Annotated in this window: 15 protein-coding genes; 3 read left to right on the top strand and 12 right to left on the bottom strand. The window is 41.9% G+C overall.

What is annotated here, in order from left to right; genetic code table 11:
* Positions 1–78: 78 nt before the first annotated feature.
* The 3 genes from ABIC84_RS04925 to ABIC84_RS04935 form a co-directional block, all read right to left on the bottom strand.
* Entirely contained in the window at positions 79–1,623 is a 1,545-nt protein-coding gene (locus tag ABIC84_RS04925) for an FG-GAP repeat domain-containing protein (RefSeq protein ID WP_429262840.1), read from the bottom strand.
* Positions 1,624–1,717: 94 nt separating this feature from the next.
* Complete coding sequence (locus tag ABIC84_RS04930) at positions 1,718–3,499, bottom strand: RagB/SusD family nutrient uptake outer membrane protein (RefSeq protein ID WP_429262841.1); 1,782 nt, start codon at positions 3,497–3,499, stop codon at positions 1,718–1,720.
* A 14-nt stretch (positions 3,500–3,513) separates the two neighbouring features.
* A complete protein-coding gene (locus ABIC84_RS04935; protein WP_429262842.1) occupies positions 3,514–6,774 on the bottom strand; it encodes a SusC/RagA family TonB-linked outer membrane protein in 3,261 nt (1,086 codons plus the stop codon).
* Positions 6,775–7,940: 1,166 nt separating this feature from the next.
* Between ABIC84_RS04935 and ABIC84_RS04940 the strand changes: the two genes are divergently transcribed.
* Complete coding sequence (locus ABIC84_RS04940) at positions 7,941–9,344, top strand: serine hydrolase domain-containing protein (RefSeq protein WP_429262843.1); 1,404 nt, start codon at positions 7,941–7,943, stop codon at positions 9,342–9,344.
* Between the two features lie 668 nt (positions 9,345–10,012).
* Here the strand turns inward: ABIC84_RS04940 and ABIC84_RS04945 are convergent.
* The 4 genes from ABIC84_RS04945 to ABIC84_RS04960 are packed head-to-tail and all read right to left on the bottom strand — an operon-like array spanning position 10,013 to position 14,417.
* Complete coding sequence (locus tag ABIC84_RS04945; protein ID WP_426588337.1) at positions 10,013–10,420, bottom strand: hypothetical protein; 408 nt, start codon at positions 10,418–10,420, stop codon at positions 10,013–10,015.
* Between the two features lie 26 nt (positions 10,421–10,446).
* A complete protein-coding gene (locus ABIC84_RS04950; protein ID WP_429262844.1) occupies positions 10,447–12,036 on the bottom strand; it encodes an MFS transporter in 1,590 nt (529 codons plus the stop codon).
* Entirely contained in the window at positions 12,029–13,096 is a 1,068-nt protein-coding gene (locus ABIC84_RS04955; protein ID WP_426588341.1) for an HlyD family secretion protein, read from the bottom strand. The genes ABIC84_RS04950 and ABIC84_RS04955 overlap by 8 nt, the downstream gene beginning before the upstream one ends.
* Position 13,097: 1 nt before the next feature.
* The gene (locus ABIC84_RS04960; protein WP_426588343.1) at positions 13,098–14,417 is read right to left on the bottom strand and encodes a TolC family protein; all 1,320 of its coding nucleotides are present in this window, start codon (positions 14,415–14,417) and stop codon (positions 13,098–13,100) included.
* Positions 14,418–14,525: 108 nt separating this feature from the next.
* Here ABIC84_RS04960 and ABIC84_RS04965 point away from each other — a divergent pair, with 108 nt between their 5' ends.
* The gene (locus ABIC84_RS04965) at positions 14,526–15,320 is read left to right on the top strand and encodes an AraC family transcriptional regulator (RefSeq protein WP_208057843.1); all 795 of its coding nucleotides are present in this window, start codon (positions 14,526–14,528) and stop codon (positions 15,318–15,320) included.
* A gap of 222 nt (positions 15,321–15,542) precedes the next feature.
* On the opposite strand, the gene ABIC84_RS04970 is transcribed toward ABIC84_RS04965, so the two are convergent.
* From ABIC84_RS04970 to ABIC84_RS04980, 3 genes are all read right to left on the bottom strand, one after another.
* Positions 15,543–16,460: a helix-turn-helix domain-containing protein gene (locus ABIC84_RS04970; RefSeq protein ID WP_429262845.1), complete on the bottom strand. Its 918-nt coding sequence runs from the start codon at positions 16,458–16,460 to the stop codon at positions 15,543–15,545.
* 78 nt (positions 16,461–16,538) lie between these two features.
* Positions 16,539–17,300 (bottom strand): SDR family NAD(P)-dependent oxidoreductase, encoded by a 762-nt coding sequence (locus ABIC84_RS04975; RefSeq protein ID WP_429262846.1) that lies wholly within the window; start codon positions 17,298–17,300, stop codon positions 16,539–16,541.
* A 338-nt stretch (positions 17,301–17,638) separates the two neighbouring features.
* On the bottom strand, positions 17,639–18,079 hold the full coding sequence (locus ABIC84_RS04980) for an Hsp20/alpha crystallin family protein (protein WP_090525968.1): 441 nt from the start codon (positions 18,077–18,079) through the stop codon (positions 17,639–17,641).
* A 135-nt stretch (positions 18,080–18,214) separates the two neighbouring features.
* Here ABIC84_RS04980 and ABIC84_RS04985 point away from each other — a divergent pair, with 135 nt between their 5' ends.
* Entirely contained in the window at positions 18,215–18,661 is a 447-nt protein-coding gene (locus tag ABIC84_RS04985; protein WP_090525969.1) for an acyl-CoA thioesterase, read from the top strand.
* A gap of 129 nt (positions 18,662–18,790) precedes the next feature.
* Here the strand turns inward: ABIC84_RS04985 and ABIC84_RS04990 are convergent, their stop codons facing one another.
* Both ABIC84_RS04990 and folB read right to left on the bottom strand, forming a co-directional pair.
* A complete protein-coding gene (locus ABIC84_RS04990) occupies positions 18,791–20,188 on the bottom strand; it encodes an FAD-binding oxidoreductase (RefSeq protein ID WP_429262847.1) in 1,398 nt (465 codons plus the stop codon).
* Positions 20,189–20,190: 2 nt separating this feature from the next.
* Positions 20,191–20,586, bottom strand: coding sequence for a dihydroneopterin aldolase (gene folB, locus ABIC84_RS04995; protein WP_426588353.1), 396 nt, complete (start codon positions 20,584–20,586; stop codon positions 20,191–20,193).
* Between the last annotated feature and the right edge of the window lie 175 nt (positions 20,587–20,761).

Consider the following 20,761-nt stretch of genomic DNA (forward strand, 5'->3'; position numbering starts at 1 on the left):
GCAACAATTCACGAAACTATTTTATTCAATTATTGCACTTATTTAAACAAAACACACACTTTTGCCTATTATTAAAACTTATAACCGCCGCTTTCCAATATTCGAAAGCAAAATAAATGGCGCAACCGGGTTCCACCCCGGCTTAACCCCCTGCTGATTAATAAAACCTGTAGAATAATTACCGAGCAGGATATCTGGTTTGCCATCTTTATTAAAATCCCCTACGTCCATACAGATCCATCGCCCTTCATGCTCAATCGGTAAATTATGCGGCATAAAATGCAGCGGACTGTCTTGCTCAAAATACGTAAAGCCTTCTGCAGGATTATTTTTCAAATCTGAAAAAAAGGCGATCACCGCAATATCCTGCAAGCCATCTCCATTGAAATCAGTAGCTACTGCTTTTGTAGCACCGTTAACCGGGAAGAAATAAGCCTTTTTGTATTTAAAATCACCCTGATTCAGGAAAATGTAAACACCATGAAACGGTTTCAACACACGGGAATAATCGCTGTTATCACCGCTTGTATACAGGATATCCAGCTTTCCGTCTCTATTGAAATCAACCAGCTGAAAACTGCTCGACCCGTAAAATGGAGGGACCCGCAACAAATTGCGTGTTGTAAAACCACCTTTGTGATCATTCAGAAACAACCAGATCCCTTCGTCGGCCTGGGCAAATAAGCAGGCTACATCCGGCCATCCGTCATGATCAAAATCGCCTGTTACTGCCTGCTCAGCTCCTGGCATTGAGCTAACAACATGCTTTTTAAATTTTTTATCGGGCAGCTGCGTGTATAAATACAAGCCTCCTGTGTTATGGCCAAACCCGCATACTACAAAATCATTCAATCCATCTTTGTCAAAATCGGCGGTTAATGATTGAACAGGTCGAGGCAAACCGTTCGCTATTTCTTCATCCTGCCAGGTCCCATTGTCATTGAGTGTAATGTCAGTCAAAAAGCCATTAAACACGTCAACTGCATCCATCGATCCGATAAAAGTAAACAAACCATGTTCTTTGCCCGTTGCATCTTTTGCAAAACTGGCATCAACAGCAGGCGAGCTATACCGGTGCGCCGAAAGCTGAACCAGTTTATCAGACCATTGATAGATGCTTTTGTCGTTACGGTCGCTGGTGTAAACCTTGCGCCCAATAGTATCAAAGGCAATCATTGTGGTTGTGGCATCGAGGGGTTTGTAACCGCTGGGCTTTTCCAAACTAAAAACACCCCAATCTTTAACCGGCTTAACAGGTTGCTGTGCCGGTTTAAGTGCCTTCGGCGCCGATTTGCTATAATAATCTACTATTTTCAGCCACTCATCATATGACAAAGCCGATTTTGCTGATGGATTATTCACATACTGATCTTCATCATAAACCTGTATCCCAAGCCGGGGCGCCATTGCAGGCAATACATGTTTAACCCATGTTTCTTTATCAAGAAATTGAGCTTCCGGGTACTCATGACAACTTTTGCAATATTTTAACGATAGCGACTTACCATCATTTTTTGCCAGGTCGCGCTCGGTTGCCGGTTCACCGCAGTTAAACTGCATAAAGCATACTACAACACCAATCAAAAATACACAAAACGATAACCGGCGTTTTCTCGGATCCATTTAAGCTTGCTTATACCTTACCACAATATTAAAATACAAGAAAGAGGCAGCAACAAGCACCACCTCTTTCTCGCTAAAAACAGAATGATTGAAATTAATATTTAGGATTTTGCTTCAAAATAGAAGTCCCACCTATTTTTTCAAGATCTATCTGAGCTTGCGGTATCGGATAAACCTCGTTTTTTCCAGTTGTAAAATGAGCACCTGTAACATCGGTAATCACTTTACCATCAAAAGCAAAGTATACTCCCAAAGCTGCTTGTGCTATCCCCCAGCGCGAAAGGTCAAAGAAACGATGTCCTTCCATGGCCAGTTCCAGCTTACGCTCAAAGTAAATCGCTTTTAAAGCAGCATCTTTGCTTGCAAAAAAGCCGGCTGGGTATTGACTTACCACATAATTAGCTGCGGGAGTCGTTGTATAACCTCCCATCGGGCTTGCCGCGTCTTTGTAAGTATATACAAAACTGGCCGGGTTAGCAGCCCGTGCGCGCACCTGGTTTACATAGCCAAGACCAAGATCACCTGTACCTAATTGTGCTTTTGCTTCGGCAGCCATCAGGAGCACATCTGCAAAGCGGATCACATTAACCTGGTTTGCATTGCCCGGGGCCCATGAGTGACTATCGGCATATGTGCCTTTGGTAGCCTGGTAATAAACATTCTTTTTAGGTGAATACGGACCTGCCGAGCTTTGTTCACGGATCCAGTTCATACCGGGATGGTTACCCCAATCAAGATAAGGGATTCCACGACGGCCAACAGTCCAGTCCAAACGCGGATCAAGGTTACCGGCATCAAGTGTAAATGGTTTATCCGATGCAATGTTCATATCATTTGCAACCGGATGTGAATTATAATCGTCAAGATATGGTAAACCGGCGGCGTCAGTTCTAAACGAGTTAGCAAGATCTAAAGTAGGCTGAAAAAACCCGCAGCAACCGAACGGGCTGTTGTACGGGTAGTTAAGCATATCACCATTGTTGGCCTCACCGATAGTGTTAGTGCCATCATTTGCTGCCTGTTGGATAGCAAACACGGTTTCCTTGTTGTTTTTGGTGGCAGCGTTGAAGTTATCAAAATAATTATCAGTTAAACCGTATGCTACGCCCTGCGAATTAGTACCTCCGTTGATCACCTCGGTAAATATCTTATCGGCATTGGTATAATCCTTTTGATACAGATACGTTTTCGCCAGGTATGCGCCTGCCGCCCATTTATTTACACGTCCCTTTTGTGCTTGCGTGCCGGGTAAATTAGCATAAGCATATTTAAAATCATCAACTATTTTAGGCCAGATATCTTTGTCGTTAGGTTGTACATAGTTGGTTGTCGTTTCATCAATATAGGGCACATTGGCAAACATCTTTTTCAAATCAAAATAGTAATGTGCGCGTAAAAAACGAGCCTGGGCTATAATATTGGTTTTATCGGCATCAGCAATCCCGCTTGCTCCCGCAACTGCCTTTAACACGTTGTTGGCGCGGCTTATACCCTCGTAATCAGCCTTCCATTTACTGTTTAAAAATCCATTACTGGCATCAACAGTGAAAGTAGCAATGGAGTTAATAGCCGGCTGATCGATACCAGAACTGCCTTTATGCGCATCGCCTCCGGCAACGCTGCCGTAAATCCAGTTATCCGGTGATACCTCCCAGGCACTACCACCACCTAAACCGGCATTATTTCCGTTACCTCCCTGCCCGTCAAGTGCAGAATAAGCCCCTATCAGCAACCCGTCAACGCCGGATTTTGTAGTAATTTGCGCTGAACTAAGTGCACCTATAGCCGGCTGATCGAGATATGCCTTTTTACATGAACCCTGTAAAATACCAGCAGCAATTAATGCTAATACTGATACACGTTGTATATTTTTCATAATGATTTCTCTATTTAAAATTTAGCCTGAACACCTAATAAATATGTACGATTTGGAGAATAGTTACCACGGTCAACACCAAAGTTTGTGCTGCTGTTGGTATTACTATTGGTACCTCCGCCAACAATCTCCGGATCAACTCCCGAGTATTTAGTTATGGTAATAAGGTTTGCACCCGATAAATACACACGCAGGCTGCTCAAACCGATTGATTTGATGATTTTAGGAGCAAACCTGTAGCCTATTTGCATATTTTTCAGTCTCAGGTATGAGCCGTTCTCAACATAAAAAGAGTTGGGAACCGTGTTGGTACTGAATGAGCCATCAATTTCCTGGATAGGAGCTTTGGCATTGGTGTTTGACGGTGTCCAAGAATCATATAAAGCATTTTTGCTTTTTGCGCCGGCAAAGTTGGCATAAAAATCTGTCCACCACCTCACGTCATTCCAGATCTTGTTGCCGTATGATCCGTACCAGAACATGTTAAGGTCAAAGTTTTTATAGCTAAAATCAAGGTTTAAGCCACCTGTGAATTTAGGGTTGGGATTACCGAGCAAGGTACGATCGTCGGCAGTAATTTTTCCGTCACCGTTTATATCTGCGTATTTGAAACGACCAACTGCGGCATCGTTCTGATAAGTTCCGCCAGCAGCCGTATTTGCGGCGTCAATTTCAGCTTTCGAACCCCAGAAACCGTCAGTTTTATAACCAAAGAAACCGCCAACCGGGCCACCTACGCTGTTTCTAATAATTGAGCTGCCATTAAATCGGCCAGAGTTTTGCTCAAAGTAGGTTTGTCCGAGAGTTACTTGCTTAATAACGTTGTGATAAGTTGTAAACGTTAAGGCAGCATTCATTTTCAGATCGTGGGTTATATTGGTGTGGGTACCAATTGTAATATCCAAACCGGTATTATTCATTGCACCTACGTTGCTGTACGGTGCAGTTGCCGAACCGGCAGTACCAGGAAGTGCAGGATTAAATAACAGATCAGTGATGATCTTTTTATAATAATCGGCAGAGATGTCCAACTTTTGACCAAAGAATGAACCATCAAAACCAACGTTGAAGTTTTTATCTTTTTCCCACTTGGCATCAGGGTTACCTATACGGTTTTGAGCGAAACCGGCAACCGTACTTGTAGAGGTACCGTTAATATCGTAGTAGGAGTTTGTTTTGTTACTGCCAAATGTAGTAAAGGCATTTGCAGGGTCAACGTTAATCTGGTTACCCATAATACCATAACCACCCCTGATCTTCAAATCGTTAATCCACGATACACCTTTCAGAAAATCCTCCTGAGATATACGCCAGCCCGCGCTAACGGCCGGGAACCATCCGTATTGGAAAGACCTGAACCTTGAAGAACCGTCACGGCGGATGGTAGCGTTCAACAGATATTTGTCGGCAAAGGTGTAATCCAAACGGGCAAGCAGTGAAAATATCTTATCCCGTGTTAGTGTGCTGTATGCAGTTGGTGTACCGGTACCTGTAGATATCGTGGTATAATCCTTATCAAATGTAAAGTAACCAGTATTGGTTGCTCCTAAGGTTTCGTACCTGTTTTTATAAGCTTCGGTACCTGCCAATACTTTGATATCATGTTTCCCAATTGTTTGATGATAGGTTAAGGTATTTGTCCAGGTATAGTTATATCCGTTAAATGAGTTTTCCGAATATGAATTGGTCGAGTTGTTTTCAGAGTTCTCATATTCCGGGAAAGTAAAGCTATGATTATAGTCTGAATAATACTCACCACCAAACTGCGTGCGTAAAGTGAAGTACCTCAGAAAATCCACCTCGGCAAATGCATTACCAAACAACCTGTTAAATGCACCGTAGTTATTTTTAGTACGATCCATAATGGCTACCGGGTTACGCGCATTACCTAAGTTGGCAGTATTTGAACCCGCGTAGTTGCCTTTGATGTCATAAACCGGAATAATAGGCTGCTCGCGGAATGACATGCCGATAGCCGAACCCTCATCATTTTCGTTGATCAGCGGGTTTTCGGTTAATGAATATGACAAGTTCTCACCTATCCTGATATGTTTGGTTACGTTGTAGCTTGTATTAGCCCTTACGGTGTAACGCTTATCGTAGGTATTTTTCAGGGTACCCCTTTGGTTAAAGTAATTCAATGAAAACAAATAAGTAGCGGCATCAGTGCTTCCGCTCATAGCCAGGTTATGGCTTTGAATCGGCGCCGATTTAAATATCTGGTGGTACCAATCAGTACCGGCTTTGTTTGCTCTTGTAATACGATAAAAACCCGACGCATCGCCTGACGTATAAAACGGGTTCACATTGTATTTAGCAGGATCAACAGCAGGATCACCATCATGTACTCCAGCTGGGCCTACGCCACCTGCACTGATATAATCAGGCAAAACATCGCCGTTAGCGCCGTAAAGGTTGCTGCTCAGGTCAACAGGAATATTTTTAAGTGCTGCGGTATTTTTTATAGCGAGGGCTCTTAATTGCATCATCTCGGTTGGATTCAGCAAATGGAACACATTACCGCCTTTCGGCACCTGTGTACCATAGTAGGCATCGTAGGAAACGTTGGTTTTTCCGTTACCTTTTTTGGTGGTGATTACGATTACACCGTTTGACGCCCTTGCACCGTAAATAGATGCCGAGCTTGCATCCTTAAGTACCTGCATGCTTGCCACGTCATTGGGGTTAATATCGCTTACGTTAGTTGTTGGTACACCATCAACCACGTAAAGCGGCTGGTTATTACCAAACGTGTTAGCACCACGGATTTTTACAGAAGGATTTTCACCCGGTTGCCCTGAAGCGATAACGGTCACACCGGCCGCCTGACCCTGCAGCTGGCTTTCAACCGATGAAACCGGCTGACGGGTCAGTGCAGCAACGTCGACAACGGCTACAGCACCCACCAGGTCTTTTTTACGTTGTGAACCGTAACCTGTAACCACTACTTCATTAAGTGCATTGCTGCCCGCTGTAAGCGTAATCCTTAAACTAGGATCGGCTCCTACGGTAACTTCAGTTGTTTGATATCCAATATAAGATATCACTAATACATTGCCTGGTTTTAAGCTGAGTGTAAACTCGCCATTAACATCGGTCACCGCACCTGTCGTTGATCCTTTGAGCCGGATAGAAGCACCAACAACCGGCTGCTTGTCATCGCTGCCGATAACCTTTCCTTTGTACTTTGTTTGGGCCATAACTACCACCGAGGATATCAGGCAGCACAACAGTACAGCCAGAAACCTCCCTCTGAGAAGTAAATTTTTAAGCATGATTTTAATTTAATTTAGTTAATATATTTGATTAAGAACATAGCCCAAAAAGCTGAAATACAGCAACTTGGTTTCGGCAGTGGTAGAGGCAGCGCCTGGGATTTTTTTAGTTTTTGGCTTAAAGCAATGGTAGAGACATTGCTGCGAAATAAATACTTACTCCGGCAAATACAACGTTACAGGCTTTCGTGTAGGACAAAGCCATATAACAACCAAAAAACAAATGCAATACTGATTATTGTGTAGGCAATAACGGTTTTAAATTTACTCAAATGCAAATCATTGCTCCGTGACTGAATGTGAGATAAGCCTTGCGGCAGTAGCCACGAAAAATGAAATTCATTCATCTAACATGTAAGGAGAAAAATGCCTTTCATCATGTTGATTGCCTCTGGATTGAATTGTGAGATAAGCCTTACGGCCGTAATCCAAAAACTAACAATGATCTAAACATTACTATCCTTTCAAAGTACTAAAAAACTTAATTTTATTGGTGATAAAATAGTATTAAATAAGGTTATTTATAGTGTTGGTTTATTTCTGTTTGATTAACCCTAAAATAGGCATAGTGTACTATTTGCACAAATCACTTTTTAGTTTTACGAATTAAATATTAAACAAGGCTTAAAATTATCAATAACAAAAGCAAAATATTGTTTTAAAAAAATATTTCAGCAAAATTGCCACTTTTATTAAAAATTGATTTTTACCTGTATTTTTTACAATAATCATATATCGGGATAATATGCGGTAAAAAAAAGAGTTTTTTTATAAACCAATTGTTTGTTGAAAATAAAAACATAACATCATCTGAATTTAATGTCAAAATAGTATTAGCAAAAATAAGAGACTTGTTTATCATTTTACTTTTAGAGATTCCTCTTAACTGGGCGGAATTCGAACCAACTTTAAGATCAAATGTGCATTTTAAACCAATTAGAAACTTTTAATGAAACCCTTAGTGGGCGTTTTCGAACCACATATTTTGGGTTTGAATCCGATTTGGCGGGTGCGTTATTCGCTAAAGAATTTTGAGACACATTGCAAATTAAACATAGATTAAGCGTTCACAAAGGGCGAATCTGGCGTCAAGCCCATTCCAGGTTAAAAACACAAATCCCAGTAACAATACTATCAGTTCAAATGTCTTAATATTAAAGGCTTCAATGAGAATGTTTATATTGTTTTTAATCTGTTTAATTTCCTTTGGTGAGATCGCGCAGGGTCAGAGTTGGCAGGATACGATCGGGCAAATCGATCAATTGTTTGATCACTACAGTTCTGATAATCCCGGCTATCAACTCGCAATCAGCCGTCATGGACAAATAATTTACTCAAGAGCACAAGGCATGGCTGACATGGAACGCTTTACTCCACTCAGCAAGATTTCGCTTATCGAAGCCGGATCTGTATCTAAACAATTTACGGCGGCTGCTATTTTACTTTTACAACAGGAAGGCAAGTTGTCACTCGATGATGATGTCCGCAAATATATTCCGGAACTGCCCTCGTACGGAAACACAATTACCCTATCACAAATGCTGCACCATACAAGCGGACTAAAAGACTGGGGTAGCTTGATGAGTTTATCCGACTGGCCTCGCGGTACAAAAGTATATACTAATACAGAAGTGCTTTCAATCATGACCAAACAAGGTTCATTAAATCAAGAGCCAGGAACTGTATATGCTTACAGCAATACTAATTATGTACTGTTGGCGATTATCGTCGAGCGAACAAGCGGGGAAACCCTCGCAGATTTTACACGAAAACGGATTTTTATTCCAGCTGGCATGAATCATACCCAATGGAGAACGGATATCAGGACAATTGTGCCAAACCGCGCTATTGCCTATACAAAGGGCGAAAATGGTTTTTATACAGATATGCCAAACGAAGATGTTTATGGGAATGGCGGTCTTTTGACTACCGCTGAAGATCTTTTACGTTGGAACATCTTCTATACAAGCGGGAAACTGGGCATGCCGTCGTTGTTTCCAGAACAGTTGCATTTGGTAAATCTAAATAATGGCCAACAAAATAATTATGCCGCCGGCTTGCGTATAGATTTCGTTAAAGGCCGAAAAGTAATTAGCCACGACGGGGCCACAGCGGCCTACCGCGCTTTACTTGAGTATTACCCCGATGAAGATGTGTCAATAGCCTGGCTTAGCAATAATGCAGAATCAGACAAATTCACCAATGACTTTACAGCATTACACTACTTGTTATTTAAAACATTGCAAGATCTGAATACAGGTATTAGTGCACCTGCTGCAAAACCAACATACTTTCATCAAATACCTAGTAAATTGGCGGACTATATAGGCAAGTACTACTCAAATGAGGTTGAATCGGGATTATTTATTAGCCTTACCGAAGGGAAACTAATAATTACCCGAAAGAATAAATCTACCTTCACTCTTGTAAGAACAGCACCGGATAAGTTTCAAATTAGCGATTCTAATGTGACTGTGTATTTTGAACGGGGATTAAACCATAAAGTGAAAATGCTAGCCTTTGCCACGCCGAAGGTTCACAATGTATTATTCAATAAATTGCCCAAGTAAACAGCGCTATCGTTTATAGTTCCCCTAACTGGGCTCGAACCAATAGATAATTTGATTAGCGATTCATTAATGAATAACGCTTAAATGGCCTAATATATTCAACAAGTTACATCACTTGCGTATTCTAAAATCTGCAAAGATTTTAAAAAGCTTTTTTGATAATGAAATCAGCAAAATTATAACCCCTGATTTACAAACCTATAAGAGTGTTCGACTATCGAACATTTTGAGTATACAAAAATGTCGCCATAAATCGCTTTCAAATAAAAACGAAGAAAACAAACCCTTTTTTTATGTTTCGCCATAGAGCTATATAATGTTTAAACTATTTGATTTCAATTCATTAAAATAAAAGTAGCGACATTAACTGTTCGATAGGATTCCCTCCGGCTCCACTAAAACGGTATCAAACACAACTAAAACCCTTCAAATGCTACGTTTGAGGGGTTTTTGGTTGCATTTTGGTGTCATTTGCTCACCGTTGAACAGCCATTTTGGTGAGTATTCTGGTGAGCACCTAATTCATAAATAAGTGCTCACCAGGATTTCAGGCGGTTTGCTTTTAGATTAAGATCTATGGTAGAACCTTCCAACTGAAGTTTTTGGATGACTTCAGATGCCGTGGTCATGATATTGTTGTTTTTTTATAATCTCGGTATTGTTAATGCTTAGTCCCAGTTGCCTGATAGCGTAACATCCATGTCTTCGTTTTTGACATCCATCTCTAACGGAAAGATGATTTTATAACTGTCCATATTCATTTTTTGCGAACTAATCAAACCTGTAGAGTCGGCCCACAACTCCACTATACATGTTTGTTTATATAGCGCTTGTTTGAGACTCGAAGTTATACCCAGCGTAACCGGCAATGGCAGGTTTGACGGATATGAAGCAGATTTACCGATAACTCGCTGCTGATCCGCGGCGTCAACAATCCTGACGTAAACATGCTGCAAGCCGGAGTTTTTGTTTGTGTATGCGTTTATGGTAACCGTTTTTAATTTAAAGTTTTGGTTATCTTTTTGGCATGCAGTCATACTGACGATGATAATAGCCAACAGGGTTATATATTTCATTTGTCGTTTAATATTGAGTAATTAGATTATGCAGGTACTAGCCGGCGCGAACGCAGGTAAACCGCTGTACGATTTAGATAAGGGAATAAAGCAATAAGTAGCAAGGTTGCTACTAACATCATTGACATCATCTCGTAATAATCCATAGCGAACCTGATTTGGATTTGCTGATTAACGGCGCCCACCAACTGCTTGTTTGCGCCTTTGCTGGCTTGCTTTAACGAAAGCCCCTTTGACAACAGTTCGGTCCCACGCGTGGCCAGCGCGTGCAATGCAAACCGGTCAACTTTTGTTAGATGGTCCTGAAATGCGTTGTAATGCCGGCTTTTTTCGTAGAGCTCGCAAAAATTGATGATTGCAGCACTAACACAGAAGCCAACATACCCCATAGTTGAACATATCGAAGTTGCTGACGGGCCAATTGCAACAGGCACTGCAGAGATGGCATACACAATGGTGGGTACCATGATCATCCCCACGCCTATCCCCTGCATAAAAAGCGGAGCGTAAAAGTTGTTTTCATTTGCCTCTGTAGCAAACAAAAAGAACATAATGACGTGAAAAGCCAGCAATAATATAAAGCCCGGAAACCAGATAAACCTGATATTTTTTTTCTGCAGGATCATAGCACCGGAAATTATAATACCAATTATGAGGCCGCCCAGGTTGCAACTGTTTATATAGCTTACGTGAATAGGATCAAGCTTAAGCACACCTGTAAAAAATGAATTGGTGATATTAACCGCAAACCGACATATATAAAGTATTAAGATGAGAAAGGCCGCGAACTTAAAATTGCGAAAGCGAAATATACCCAAATGCAGATATGGTCTTTTTAAACCTCCTTGGCGTACAATGTAAATCAGTGTGCTAACTATCATAGCGGCAACGCTATAGTAAATGCGGGCATCATCCAACCAATAATATTCCTGCCCATAAATACTAATATACCCCAGCAAAGTGAGCATGATGCTCCAAAACACAAAACTCTGCCAGTCGAGCTTGTATAAGTGAAACCGGGCGTTTAACCTTACGTTATTCATACACAGCATGATAAGGCACAGGCATGGCAGGTAAGAGAATAATGCGCCCTTGTAAACCAGGTTAAAATTATAAGAGTCTATCAAATCGGCGGTAACCAGATTGGTAAAGGGCAGAATACATATCAGCATTCCGAAAAAAACCGAGAAGCTTATTTCGCGGGCCCTTTCACTGTGCAAGCGGGTAAACATGAGGGATAAAGACAGGTTTACTGTACTGCAGAATAACATCCCCTGGAAAAAACGGATCGGGAATAATATATAAAGATCATTGGTTAAATAGCATACCACTATTGTCAGCAACTCCAACATTGTAAAAATGATAAAATATTCTTTTGCTGCCAGGAAGTTAAAGAATCGCCGTTCAAGGCTGTAAAAGGCTATATACCCGGCATAAAACAAGGCTACCGCAAATTGTATATCTGCCGGTTCGCTGCCATAATAGCCTGCTGCCGCATTAATGTTTGCAAATGGCAGAAAAAAAAGCACCAGCGTGGGCAGGATAAGCGAAAACAGGATGATCTTAATAGCCCACCCCGGGACCCAGCTTTTAAAAATTGGAATACCCCTATCCATGGCGCTGCTGTTTTTTAGGGACGTAAACATTAACATTCATCCCCACCCTAAGCATGGCCAGCTGCTTTTTTTCAGCATCGACCCTGATGCGTACCGGCACACGCTGAACAATTTTCACATAGTTACCGGTAGAGTTATCCGGAGGCAGCAACGAGAAGCTCGAACCGGTCGCGGGCGACAATGAAATGATAGTGCCCTTAAACTCCTGGTCCGGAAATGCGTCGGCAACAAATTTTACAGTATCACCTATATGCATGCCGGCAATCTGGGTTTCTTTATAATTGGCTATTACCCATTTGTCAGTTTCGTTATCAACTATATAGGCCAGCACTTCGCCAACATTAATCATTTGACCAACCTCTACCGTTCGACGGCCCATTCTTCCATCATAAGAAGCCCTAATAACGGTATATTCAACATCAAGCATGTTGCGGTCAAGCAAGGCTTTTAAACGTGCAATTTCTGCCCTTAATACCGTCTTTTCTGCTATAATATCTTCTATTTTCGATTCTGCAGCTCCGTAGTTTTCCTCTGCCGACTGGAAATCGCTATTGTTTACATCCAGGGCAGCCTGAACATTTTCAAGCTGTTGTTTAGTTGCTGACTCCTCTTTATAAAGGCGCAAATAACGTTCAAAGTCAAGCCGCTGTTTCCAAACTTTTGCAGCGCTTGCTTTAATTTGAGCTTTAGCAGAACCGGCAGTTTTTTGCGTGGTGTGTATGTTACTTTTTAATACCTCTAACTGTGCTTCGGCTTTTTGTATAGTTGCCCGGGTCTGCGCAACTTGTAAAGTGTACTCCCGGTTATCTATAATTAATAAGGTATCTCCCTTTTTTACCGGCTGGTTCTCTTCAAACCTTACGGCCACTATAAAACCTCCCGCACGCGATATAACAGGGTTTACGTACTCCTGTACCTGTGCGTCATTAGTTTGCTCATACTCATGATACTCCCAAAGAGTAAATACAGCCCAAATTGCCAGGGCTACAATGGTAAGACCGGCTATCCAACCGGTTATCTTAGTAATAATTCGATCTGTTACTATATGCTTTTTTTTCATGTTAAAGTACGCCGGTGATGTTTTGAAGTAGATAATATTTGTTTTGGGCCACAATACGTGCGGTTGCCAGCTCAAAGCGCGTTTGCAGCACCTGCACATCGGCATCAAGCAAGTCGGTAATTAATGAAGTTTGATTGAAATATGTATTTTTAATAATGCGGGCATTTTCCTGTGCATGGGCCACATCAACCTCGGCCACACCAATTTGCACCAGCGATTCCCGATATCGTAAGTAAGCCTCTTTAACCTGTTGCCGTACTTTGTCCTCAATGTCTTTATGAGTGGTTTCTTCTTTATCAAGCTCCAGTTTAGCCGAGTTCACTTTATGCCTGTTTTGATAAAGTTGCGATAGCGGCATAGTAACCCTGATACCGGCAACACCAAGCGAGTACCAGGCAGGATTGTAAGGAAATAAGAATATTTGCGGGTTAGCGTATGAAAAATCGCTGTAAAGCCCAACCTTTGGCTGATAGTTGGCTTTTACCTGGCTAAGATGCAGTTTACTAACCTGCGTTTGCTTTTCAGAAATATGGTAAGCAAAGGAATGTTCCATTGCGTCGGCGAGGTATTTTTCATAAGGCAATTCTGGCACGTCAACTGAATCGAACTCCGTGGGGATGATCACACTTTCATCCGGTTCGCCCATAATGATGTTTAGTTTCTGCGTAGCGATAAGAATATCATTCTCTATGGTTACCAAAGCCATCTTACGCCTGGAAAGATCCAGTTCAACACGCAGCACATCGCTTTTTAAGACCACCCCATTTTTTTGAAGGGCTTTTATCTCCAACAATTGCTTTTCCTGATCGGCAATATCCTTAATGATCAGTTTCCTGAAGACCAAGGCCTTTTGAAGATCAAGATACAGCGCGGCCGTTTTATACCTGATGACAGAGATAGCTTCGTTATTATGGATAACCGCAATCTGGTACAATAACTTATTCTCCTCAATTTTAAGGTTAAGCTTATTGCCATTATAAAGGTTCAGATAAAAATCGGCCCCCGCTTTGTATAAAGTGTGTATAATTTCGTGTTCCTGCGTGTGCGAAGAAAAAAGGCCATTTTCATAAATGGGCATATTGGTTGCCTTTTCAATGCTGCCAAGCAAACTTACTTCGGGCAACCGTTCCATTATTGCGTCCTTAATCTCCTCGTCAGCAATCAAATTGGCTTTTTTGGTAATCTCAATCTGCCTGCTGTTTTGTTCGGCTTTGCGCCAGGCGTCCGGCAATGTAAGGATGGCAGTGTTTTTAGACTGGCTGTATGCGCTATTTGCGGCTAACAAACCAGCAAATGCGATCAATATTTTACTGTAGTACATATTTGTGGCAAAAATATGCCTCTCACAACTGTTCACTTTCGCCTAAGTTGCCAATATTTTCATCATTCCGGCCAATTTTTATTAACTTTGAATTGCGATGATATTCTAATGACGAAGATTGGATTAATAGCTTCCCTTCCCGAAATTGATAATAAGCCGGATTCGGTTTTTGTGATGCATGAAAGATCAGAGAAATTAATCCCTTTTCATACCCATACCAAGGGCCAGTTAAGCTACGTTGAGGGCGGTCTGGCTTACATCACTACACAAAACAAAACCTATGTAGTGCCCGCAAGGCACTATTTCTGGATTCCGCAGGGCTTGATACATGAACTTCGGGTGGGCGTCTTCGCAACCGCTTTAAGATCACTTTATTTTTATTCCACCAACGACGACGCGAACGAATTTTATGGCAAACTGGGTATTTATCCGGCCAGCGAGTTGCTGATCCAAATGATCAATTATACCGAGCGTTGGGACGAACTCCATATAGGCATTGGAGATCGTAATTTCGATTTCCTAGTAGCGTTAAAGAATATGCTGCCCGACTTAAATAAAAGGTCGTTGCCTATTATGTTGCCCAAAACTGAACATGAGCTAATGCAAAAGATCATGAATTATTTAGAAAGCCATATAAGCGAAAAATTAGTTATAGCTGATGTAAGCGGACATTTTGCCATGAGCGAGCGGTCGTTATCGCGCCTGTTTCAGTCGCAATTACGTATTTCTTTTTTACAATATGTTAAGAGCCTGCGTATGATAACGGCGATAGAGATGATTGTTAAAACACAAAAACCTATCGCTGATATTGCTTTTGAGGTGGGGTATGCCAGTGTGGCGTCATTTAGTGATACATTTTATGCTTTCACCTCATCACGTCCGTCTGACTTGCGGAGGCGTTGATCTGAAAAGTCAGCCGAACGCTCAAGTTCCCACTACCGCTTACCCACACACGTACACTTTGCACCTCTATAGTAGAATATCCAATCTCTACCCTGTCTGTGGCGCTTGCCAGCTTTTAAGTCTGCCTGTGAAAAAATAGATGTCATTAAACCCTTGTCTTCATTTATTCCCATACAAAGGTTTTGGGCGCTGGCCCCATCCGCTAACAGAAAGTAAGTTTAATCAATTCAATGAAGATTTGAATTGAGCAGGCGATAGCTGCGTTTTGGTCTTAAAAAGGCGGCTAAACGATTGCGGATGCCCGAATCCCAATCGATAAGCGACTTGGCTAATGCTTAATGTGGAGGTCGCAAGTAATTCTTTAGATCTCTCGATCAGTTGCTCCTGGATGTGCTGCTGTGCGCTAAGTCCGGTGAGCGAACGCAACAGATCACTCAGGTAATTTGGTGTGTAGTTTAATCGATCCGCCAGGTGCTGAACAGTGGGCAGCCCCTTTTTTGTTGGCATTTCTTTTTGGAAATAATTATTGAGTGCCGCTTCGAACTGCTGAAGCAGGTCGCTGGTGGCGGCCTGTCTCGTCAGGAACTGACGTTTGTAAAAGCGTTTGGCGTACGTCAAAAGCAATTCGATCTGCGCAATGACCACTTCCTGGCTGAAATCGTCGATGCGGCTGTTCAACTCTTCTTCAATGATCTTAAAAATGGATGAAATGGTCTTTCTTTCCTGTTCAGAAAGGTGAAGCGCTTCGTTTGATGAATATGAGAAAAAACCATACTGCCTGATCTTGGCAGCTAAGGGAAAACCTTGCAAAAAATCCTGATGAAAGATCAACGAATAACCTTCATTTCCTTTATATACGGCTGTACTGCCAACCACCTGGTTAGGTGCGGTGAATACCATACTGCCTTCGTCAAAATCATAATAGCCCTGCCCGTATCTAAACTTGCCGCCCAGCTTTTCAATAAAGGATATCTTGTACAAAGAGGTCACGTAACTGACCGGTAAGCAGCTTAAATTCATCCGTTCGTCGCGTGTATCAAACAAGGTAATCAACGGATGCTTAGGCCCTGGGAGATCCAGCATACGGTGAACCTCTTTAATCGATTCTACTTTAGCGATTTTAGGCTTTTCTATTTTCATAGCTAAAATTACTTAATATGACCGGCAACTGCCTCAGCCGCCGGTCATTTAAGTGCCAGGTAATAGCGATTAATCGAATTACCAGGGCAGTTTTCCTTCCGGACCGGTAAATCCACCTGTCGGGCCATCTGTTTCGAGTGCGACGCGTACTGGCTCACGCGAACCCACCTCCAGGCTATCTGTTCCCTGGAAGTTATTGAGCGCAGTAGCTGTATAACCTGGGCTGGTCGCGTTTACCTTGATCCCCTCTTTCTCCAGCTCTAAGGCGAAAGCCAGGGTTACCGCATTTAAAGCAGTCTTAGATGCAGCGTAGACGATGCCGAAATGTTCACGTGCCCAGCATTCCGGATCGGAGATCCAGGTAAGGGAGCCAAGGCCGCTGGATACGTTAACGATGCGTGCTGCTGCCGATTTTCGCAGTAAGGGCAACGCCTTCTGGGTTACAGCGATCACACTGAAAACGTTGGTTTCCCAAACAGTACGTACTTCATCCAGCGATACGTTAATGGCACGGCCGGTGGCCATTAACTCTTCCGGTTTTTTGGGAGATGTTCCTGCGTGAGAGATACCTGCGTTATTCACTAGCAGGTCCAGGCGTCCATATTCACTGGCTATTTTAGCTACCGCCGCATTGATACTTTCCTGCTGTGTGACATCCAGCTGTACTGCTTTTGCATTATTACCAATCTCGGCGGCTGCCTTTTCGCCGTTCTCCAGGCTACGGGAGCCCAAATAAACAATATAGCCGTTAGCGGCAAGCGCTTTAGCAATTTCATTCCCTACACCCTGATTAGCGCCCGTTATCAGCGCGATCAGTTGATTATGATCTTGACTTTCCATTTGCTTAATGTTTTTAGTAGAACAAAGGTCTGTGTCACGATCTGCACCGTTTAAACCAAATCAAGGATATTCCTAACCAAATCATTCTTTTATTAACAGGGCTACCTATCCTAAGACATTGCCCTGACGCCATATTCCGACCATTAGATTATCCTTAGTTAATCAAACGGGAGATACAATCTACGGTCATCTCTTTGGATGGTCTTTGTTTAATTTAATTACTAAAAAATCAATTAAAATATCTTACAACCATAGCTTGGTTATTTTGCAAAAAAAAACCGCCCCATAACAGGGCGGCCTTCAAACCAAACTAACTACTTTATGAAAACAGTCTTTAATTATTTCACAGCTATTTCTCTTGTTTGAAATTTAGCTTCTTCTCTTTTTGCTACGGTGAGCTTCAGGATACCATCGGTATAATCTGCTTCAATTTTTGACTGATCGGCACTTTCAGGTAATGTGAATGACCTTACAAATGAATTGTAGCTATATTCACGTTTGCTGAATTTTTTACCTTCTTCAACATTTTCGGCTTTCTTTTCTGCAGCTACACTTAATACATTTTTGTCGAGATTGATTTTAAAATCTTCTTTCTTTAAGCCAGGTACAGCCAGTTCAACATGAAACTCATTTTCGGTTTCTGCGATGTTAACTGCAGGCACACGGGCAATCAGTTTATCACTTAAAAATGAATCATTGATCAGTGAATCAAATACATCGCTAAAAAATGGGTTAGCTGAAGTGTTTTTAAGGCCGTTGTTAAATTTTACTAATGTCATTTTTATATCCTCCTAAAGTTTTGTTTTTGTTAACTTCGTAACCTATTGATCAACTGCTGTACCAACAGCAAAACCGCCTATATCAAACGACAAAAAGTCACTATTAAATATTTTAGGCAGACAAAATGACTGAAAATGGCTGAAAAACTTACAGATTATAAATATAAAACCCTTATCCCTATCCGCTTTTCGGATATCGATTCATTTGGACACGTAAACAACGCTGTATATCTTACTTATTTTGAAATAGCCCGGATTGGTTATTGGAAGGAAATTATCAACTGGGACTGGAGCAATACCGGCATTATCCTGGGCCGGTCGGAGATCAACTATCTTAAGCCTATTACTGTTCAGGATAATATTGCCTGCTATGTACGTACCATCCGCATAGGCAACAGCAGTTTTGATATGATGCATGTATTGGTAAAAATAACCCCCAATGGCGAAGAAATTGTAACAACCGGCAAAACGGTTTGTATCAGCTACGATTACTCGGCCAATAAATCTGTTTCTATTCCATCGCCCGAACGGCACAGGATGATCAATTATGACGAACCGAGGTTAATTCTGAATACGAATTGATGTGCAAATTTCAAATGTGCAGATGAAGCGTGTATTGTGCAGATTTCAAATATGCAGATGGAGCTACATATCTAATTCAAACATTTACGCACCTGAAATCTGCACATCCATAATCTGCACATCTGAAATCTAAAATATCTTTCCCGGGTTCAAAATTCCTTTAGGATCAAACACGTGCTTTATTCCTTTCCACAACGCAAAATGCATTTCCGAATATTTTATTGGCATAAACTCTTTTTGCACCAGGCCAATTCCGTGCTCACCCGACAAGGTGCCGCCAAGCAATACAGTTAATTCAAATATCTCCTGGATGCCGGATTTGAGCTTATTATTCCAGTCTTCATCGCTCATGTTGGCTTTAATGATATTTACATGCAGGTTTCCATCACCGGCGTGGCCATAACAAACTGATTCAAAGCCATATTTGGCCCCGGTTTCTTTTATTCCTTTAATCAACTGCGGCAGTGTAGCGCGAGGTACAACGGTATCTTCCTCTTTATAAACCGAGTTTGATTTCACCGATACTGCCATGGTACGCCTTAAACGCCAAAGCTCCTCTTTCTGGGCAGTAGAATCGGCAAACAACACGTCGCGGCAGTCAAACTCTTCAAGTACTACATTTATTTTTTCACAATCGGTAAAAATCACGTCCTGGTTGGTACCATCTACTTCAATCAATAAGAACGCTTCAATACCATCCTGCAAATCAAAAGCAATATCATCATGCTCCTTAACCCACTCCACTCCTCTTCGCTCCATAAACTCCAGTGCAGACGGGATGATCCCTGCCCTGAATATAGCCGAAACAGCTGCGCAAGCCATTTCATTGGTTGGAAATGAGGCCAGCATCAAAGCATCTAAAGTTGGAGCAGGAATAAGCTTTACCACAATTTTGGTAACAATACCAAGAGTGCCCTCCGAACCAATTATCAATTGGGTTAAATTATAACCCGATGCATATTTAAGGGTATTTGCACCCGTCCATATGATCTCGCCCGATGTTAAAACAACCTGTAAGTTCAGCACATACTCCCTGATGGTACCGTATTTAACAACCCGCGGCCCGCCTGAACCATGGGATACGTTGCCTCCAATAAAGCAGCTGCCTTTACTGGCCGGGTCAACAGGGTATAATAAGCCTTTTGCAGCCACTGCGTTCATGAACTCTTCGGTTATAACGCCGGGCTCTACGGTGGCCTGCAGGTTTTGTTCATCAATTTCAAGGATTTTATTAAAACGCTCCATGGCTATCAGCAAACCGCCATTAGCCGGCAGGGCGCCACCGCTTAAACCAGTACCTGCTCCACGCGGTGTTACCGGGACCAGGTTTTCGTTACAGATTTTCAACAATGCAGCAACCTCTTCGGGGCTTTGCGGTCGGGCTACCACTTCCGGATAATAAACAAGGTCTTCGGTTTCGTCATGGCTGTACTTTTCGAGGCTTTCTCGGCCGGTTAAAACATTACCGGTGCCAACAATTGCGGTTATGGCCTCTAATATTTGAGCCGATATTTTATTGAATTCCATGATCAGGATTTCTTGTAATTTATAATAACAGCCGAATGCGCTACCTTACCGCTTAAGGGCGGAGTAAGTTTTTTAATGGTAACCTCAATACTTTCAACAAACGGGTATTTCTTTTTTACACGATCGATAATTGCCTGGCCAACGGTTTCAATCAATTTACGTGGTTGTTTCATCTCTTCGCATGTTATAATATACACACGTTCATAATCAACAGTTTTGCTTAGATTATCTTCCAGCAAATCGCCGGGAGGCACAAAACCAACATTCACATCAACTAAAAAGCGGCAACCTATTTTTTGTTCTTCGGGATAAAATCCGTGGTACGCGAAAAACTCCGCGCCCTGCAAGGCTATATTGATCATGGCCAAAAATAAAAAAAAGCCCTCTCTAAATCTCATTCTCTATAGAAAGACTTTTCAAAATATTTTTATTTCAGCTGATTTCCGGCACCTCAGAAAATATTTTGCAATCAAAAACATGCTTTAAACCGTTTAAACCTGCTTTTTACCATAAAGTGGCTTCACGCATCAAAAAACGGCCTTTTCGACTTGCTTTTACCGGCGATAAATGCTT

Source organism: Mucilaginibacter sp. 3215, from assembly GCF_050433785.1.
Classification (GTDB): domain Bacteria; phylum Bacteroidota; class Bacteroidia; order Sphingobacteriales; family Sphingobacteriaceae; genus Mucilaginibacter.

Excerpts from the sequence above, each read along its gene's own strand:
- ABIC84_RS04925 (WP_429262840.1), bottom strand. The coding sequence starts at position 1,623 with ATGGATCCGAGAAAACGCCGGTTATCGTTTTGTGTATTTTTGATTGGT.
- ABIC84_RS04930 (WP_429262841.1), bottom strand. The coding sequence starts at position 3,499 with ATGAAAAATATACAACGTGTATCAGTATTAGCATTAATTGCTGCTGGT.
- ABIC84_RS04935 (WP_429262842.1), bottom strand. The coding sequence starts at position 6,774 with ATGCTTAAAAATTTACTTCTCAGAGGGAGGTTTCTGGCTGTACTGTTG.
- ABIC84_RS04940 (WP_429262843.1), top strand. The coding sequence starts at position 7,941 with ATGAGAATGTTTATATTGTTTTTAATCTGTTTAATTTCCTTTGGTGAG.
- ABIC84_RS04945 (WP_426588337.1), bottom strand. The coding sequence starts at position 10,420 with ATGAAATATATAACCCTGTTGGCTATTATCATCGTCAGTATGACTGCA.
- ABIC84_RS04950 (WP_429262844.1), bottom strand. The coding sequence starts at position 12,036 with ATGGATAGGGGTATTCCAATTTTTAAAAGCTGGGTCCCGGGGTGGGCT.
- ABIC84_RS04955 (WP_426588341.1), bottom strand. The coding sequence starts at position 13,096 with ATGAAAAAAAAGCATATAGTAACAGATCGAATTATTACTAAGATAACC.
- ABIC84_RS04960 (WP_426588343.1), bottom strand. The coding sequence starts at position 14,417 with ATGTACTACAGTAAAATATTGATCGCATTTGCTGGTTTGTTAGCCGCA.
- ABIC84_RS04965 (WP_208057843.1), top strand. The coding sequence starts at position 14,526 with ATGACGAAGATTGGATTAATAGCTTCCCTTCCCGAAATTGATAATAAG.
- ABIC84_RS04970 (WP_429262845.1), bottom strand. The coding sequence starts at position 16,460 with ATGAAAATAGAAAAGCCTAAAATCGCTAAAGTAGAATCGATTAAAGAG.
- ABIC84_RS04975 (WP_429262846.1), bottom strand. The coding sequence starts at position 17,300 with ATGGAAAGTCAAGATCATAATCAACTGATCGCGCTGATAACGGGCGCT.
- ABIC84_RS04980 (WP_090525968.1), bottom strand. The coding sequence starts at position 18,079 with ATGACATTAGTAAAATTTAACAACGGCCTTAAAAACACTTCAGCTAAC.
- ABIC84_RS04985 (WP_090525969.1), top strand. The coding sequence starts at position 18,215 with ATGGCTGAAAAACTTACAGATTATAAATATAAAACCCTTATCCCTATC.
- ABIC84_RS04990 (WP_429262847.1), bottom strand. The coding sequence starts at position 20,188 with ATGGAATTCAATAAAATATCGGCTCAAATATTAGAGGCCATAACCGCA.
- folB (WP_426588353.1), bottom strand. The coding sequence starts at position 20,586 with ATGAGATTTAGAGAGGGCTTTTTTTTATTTTTGGCCATGATCAATATA.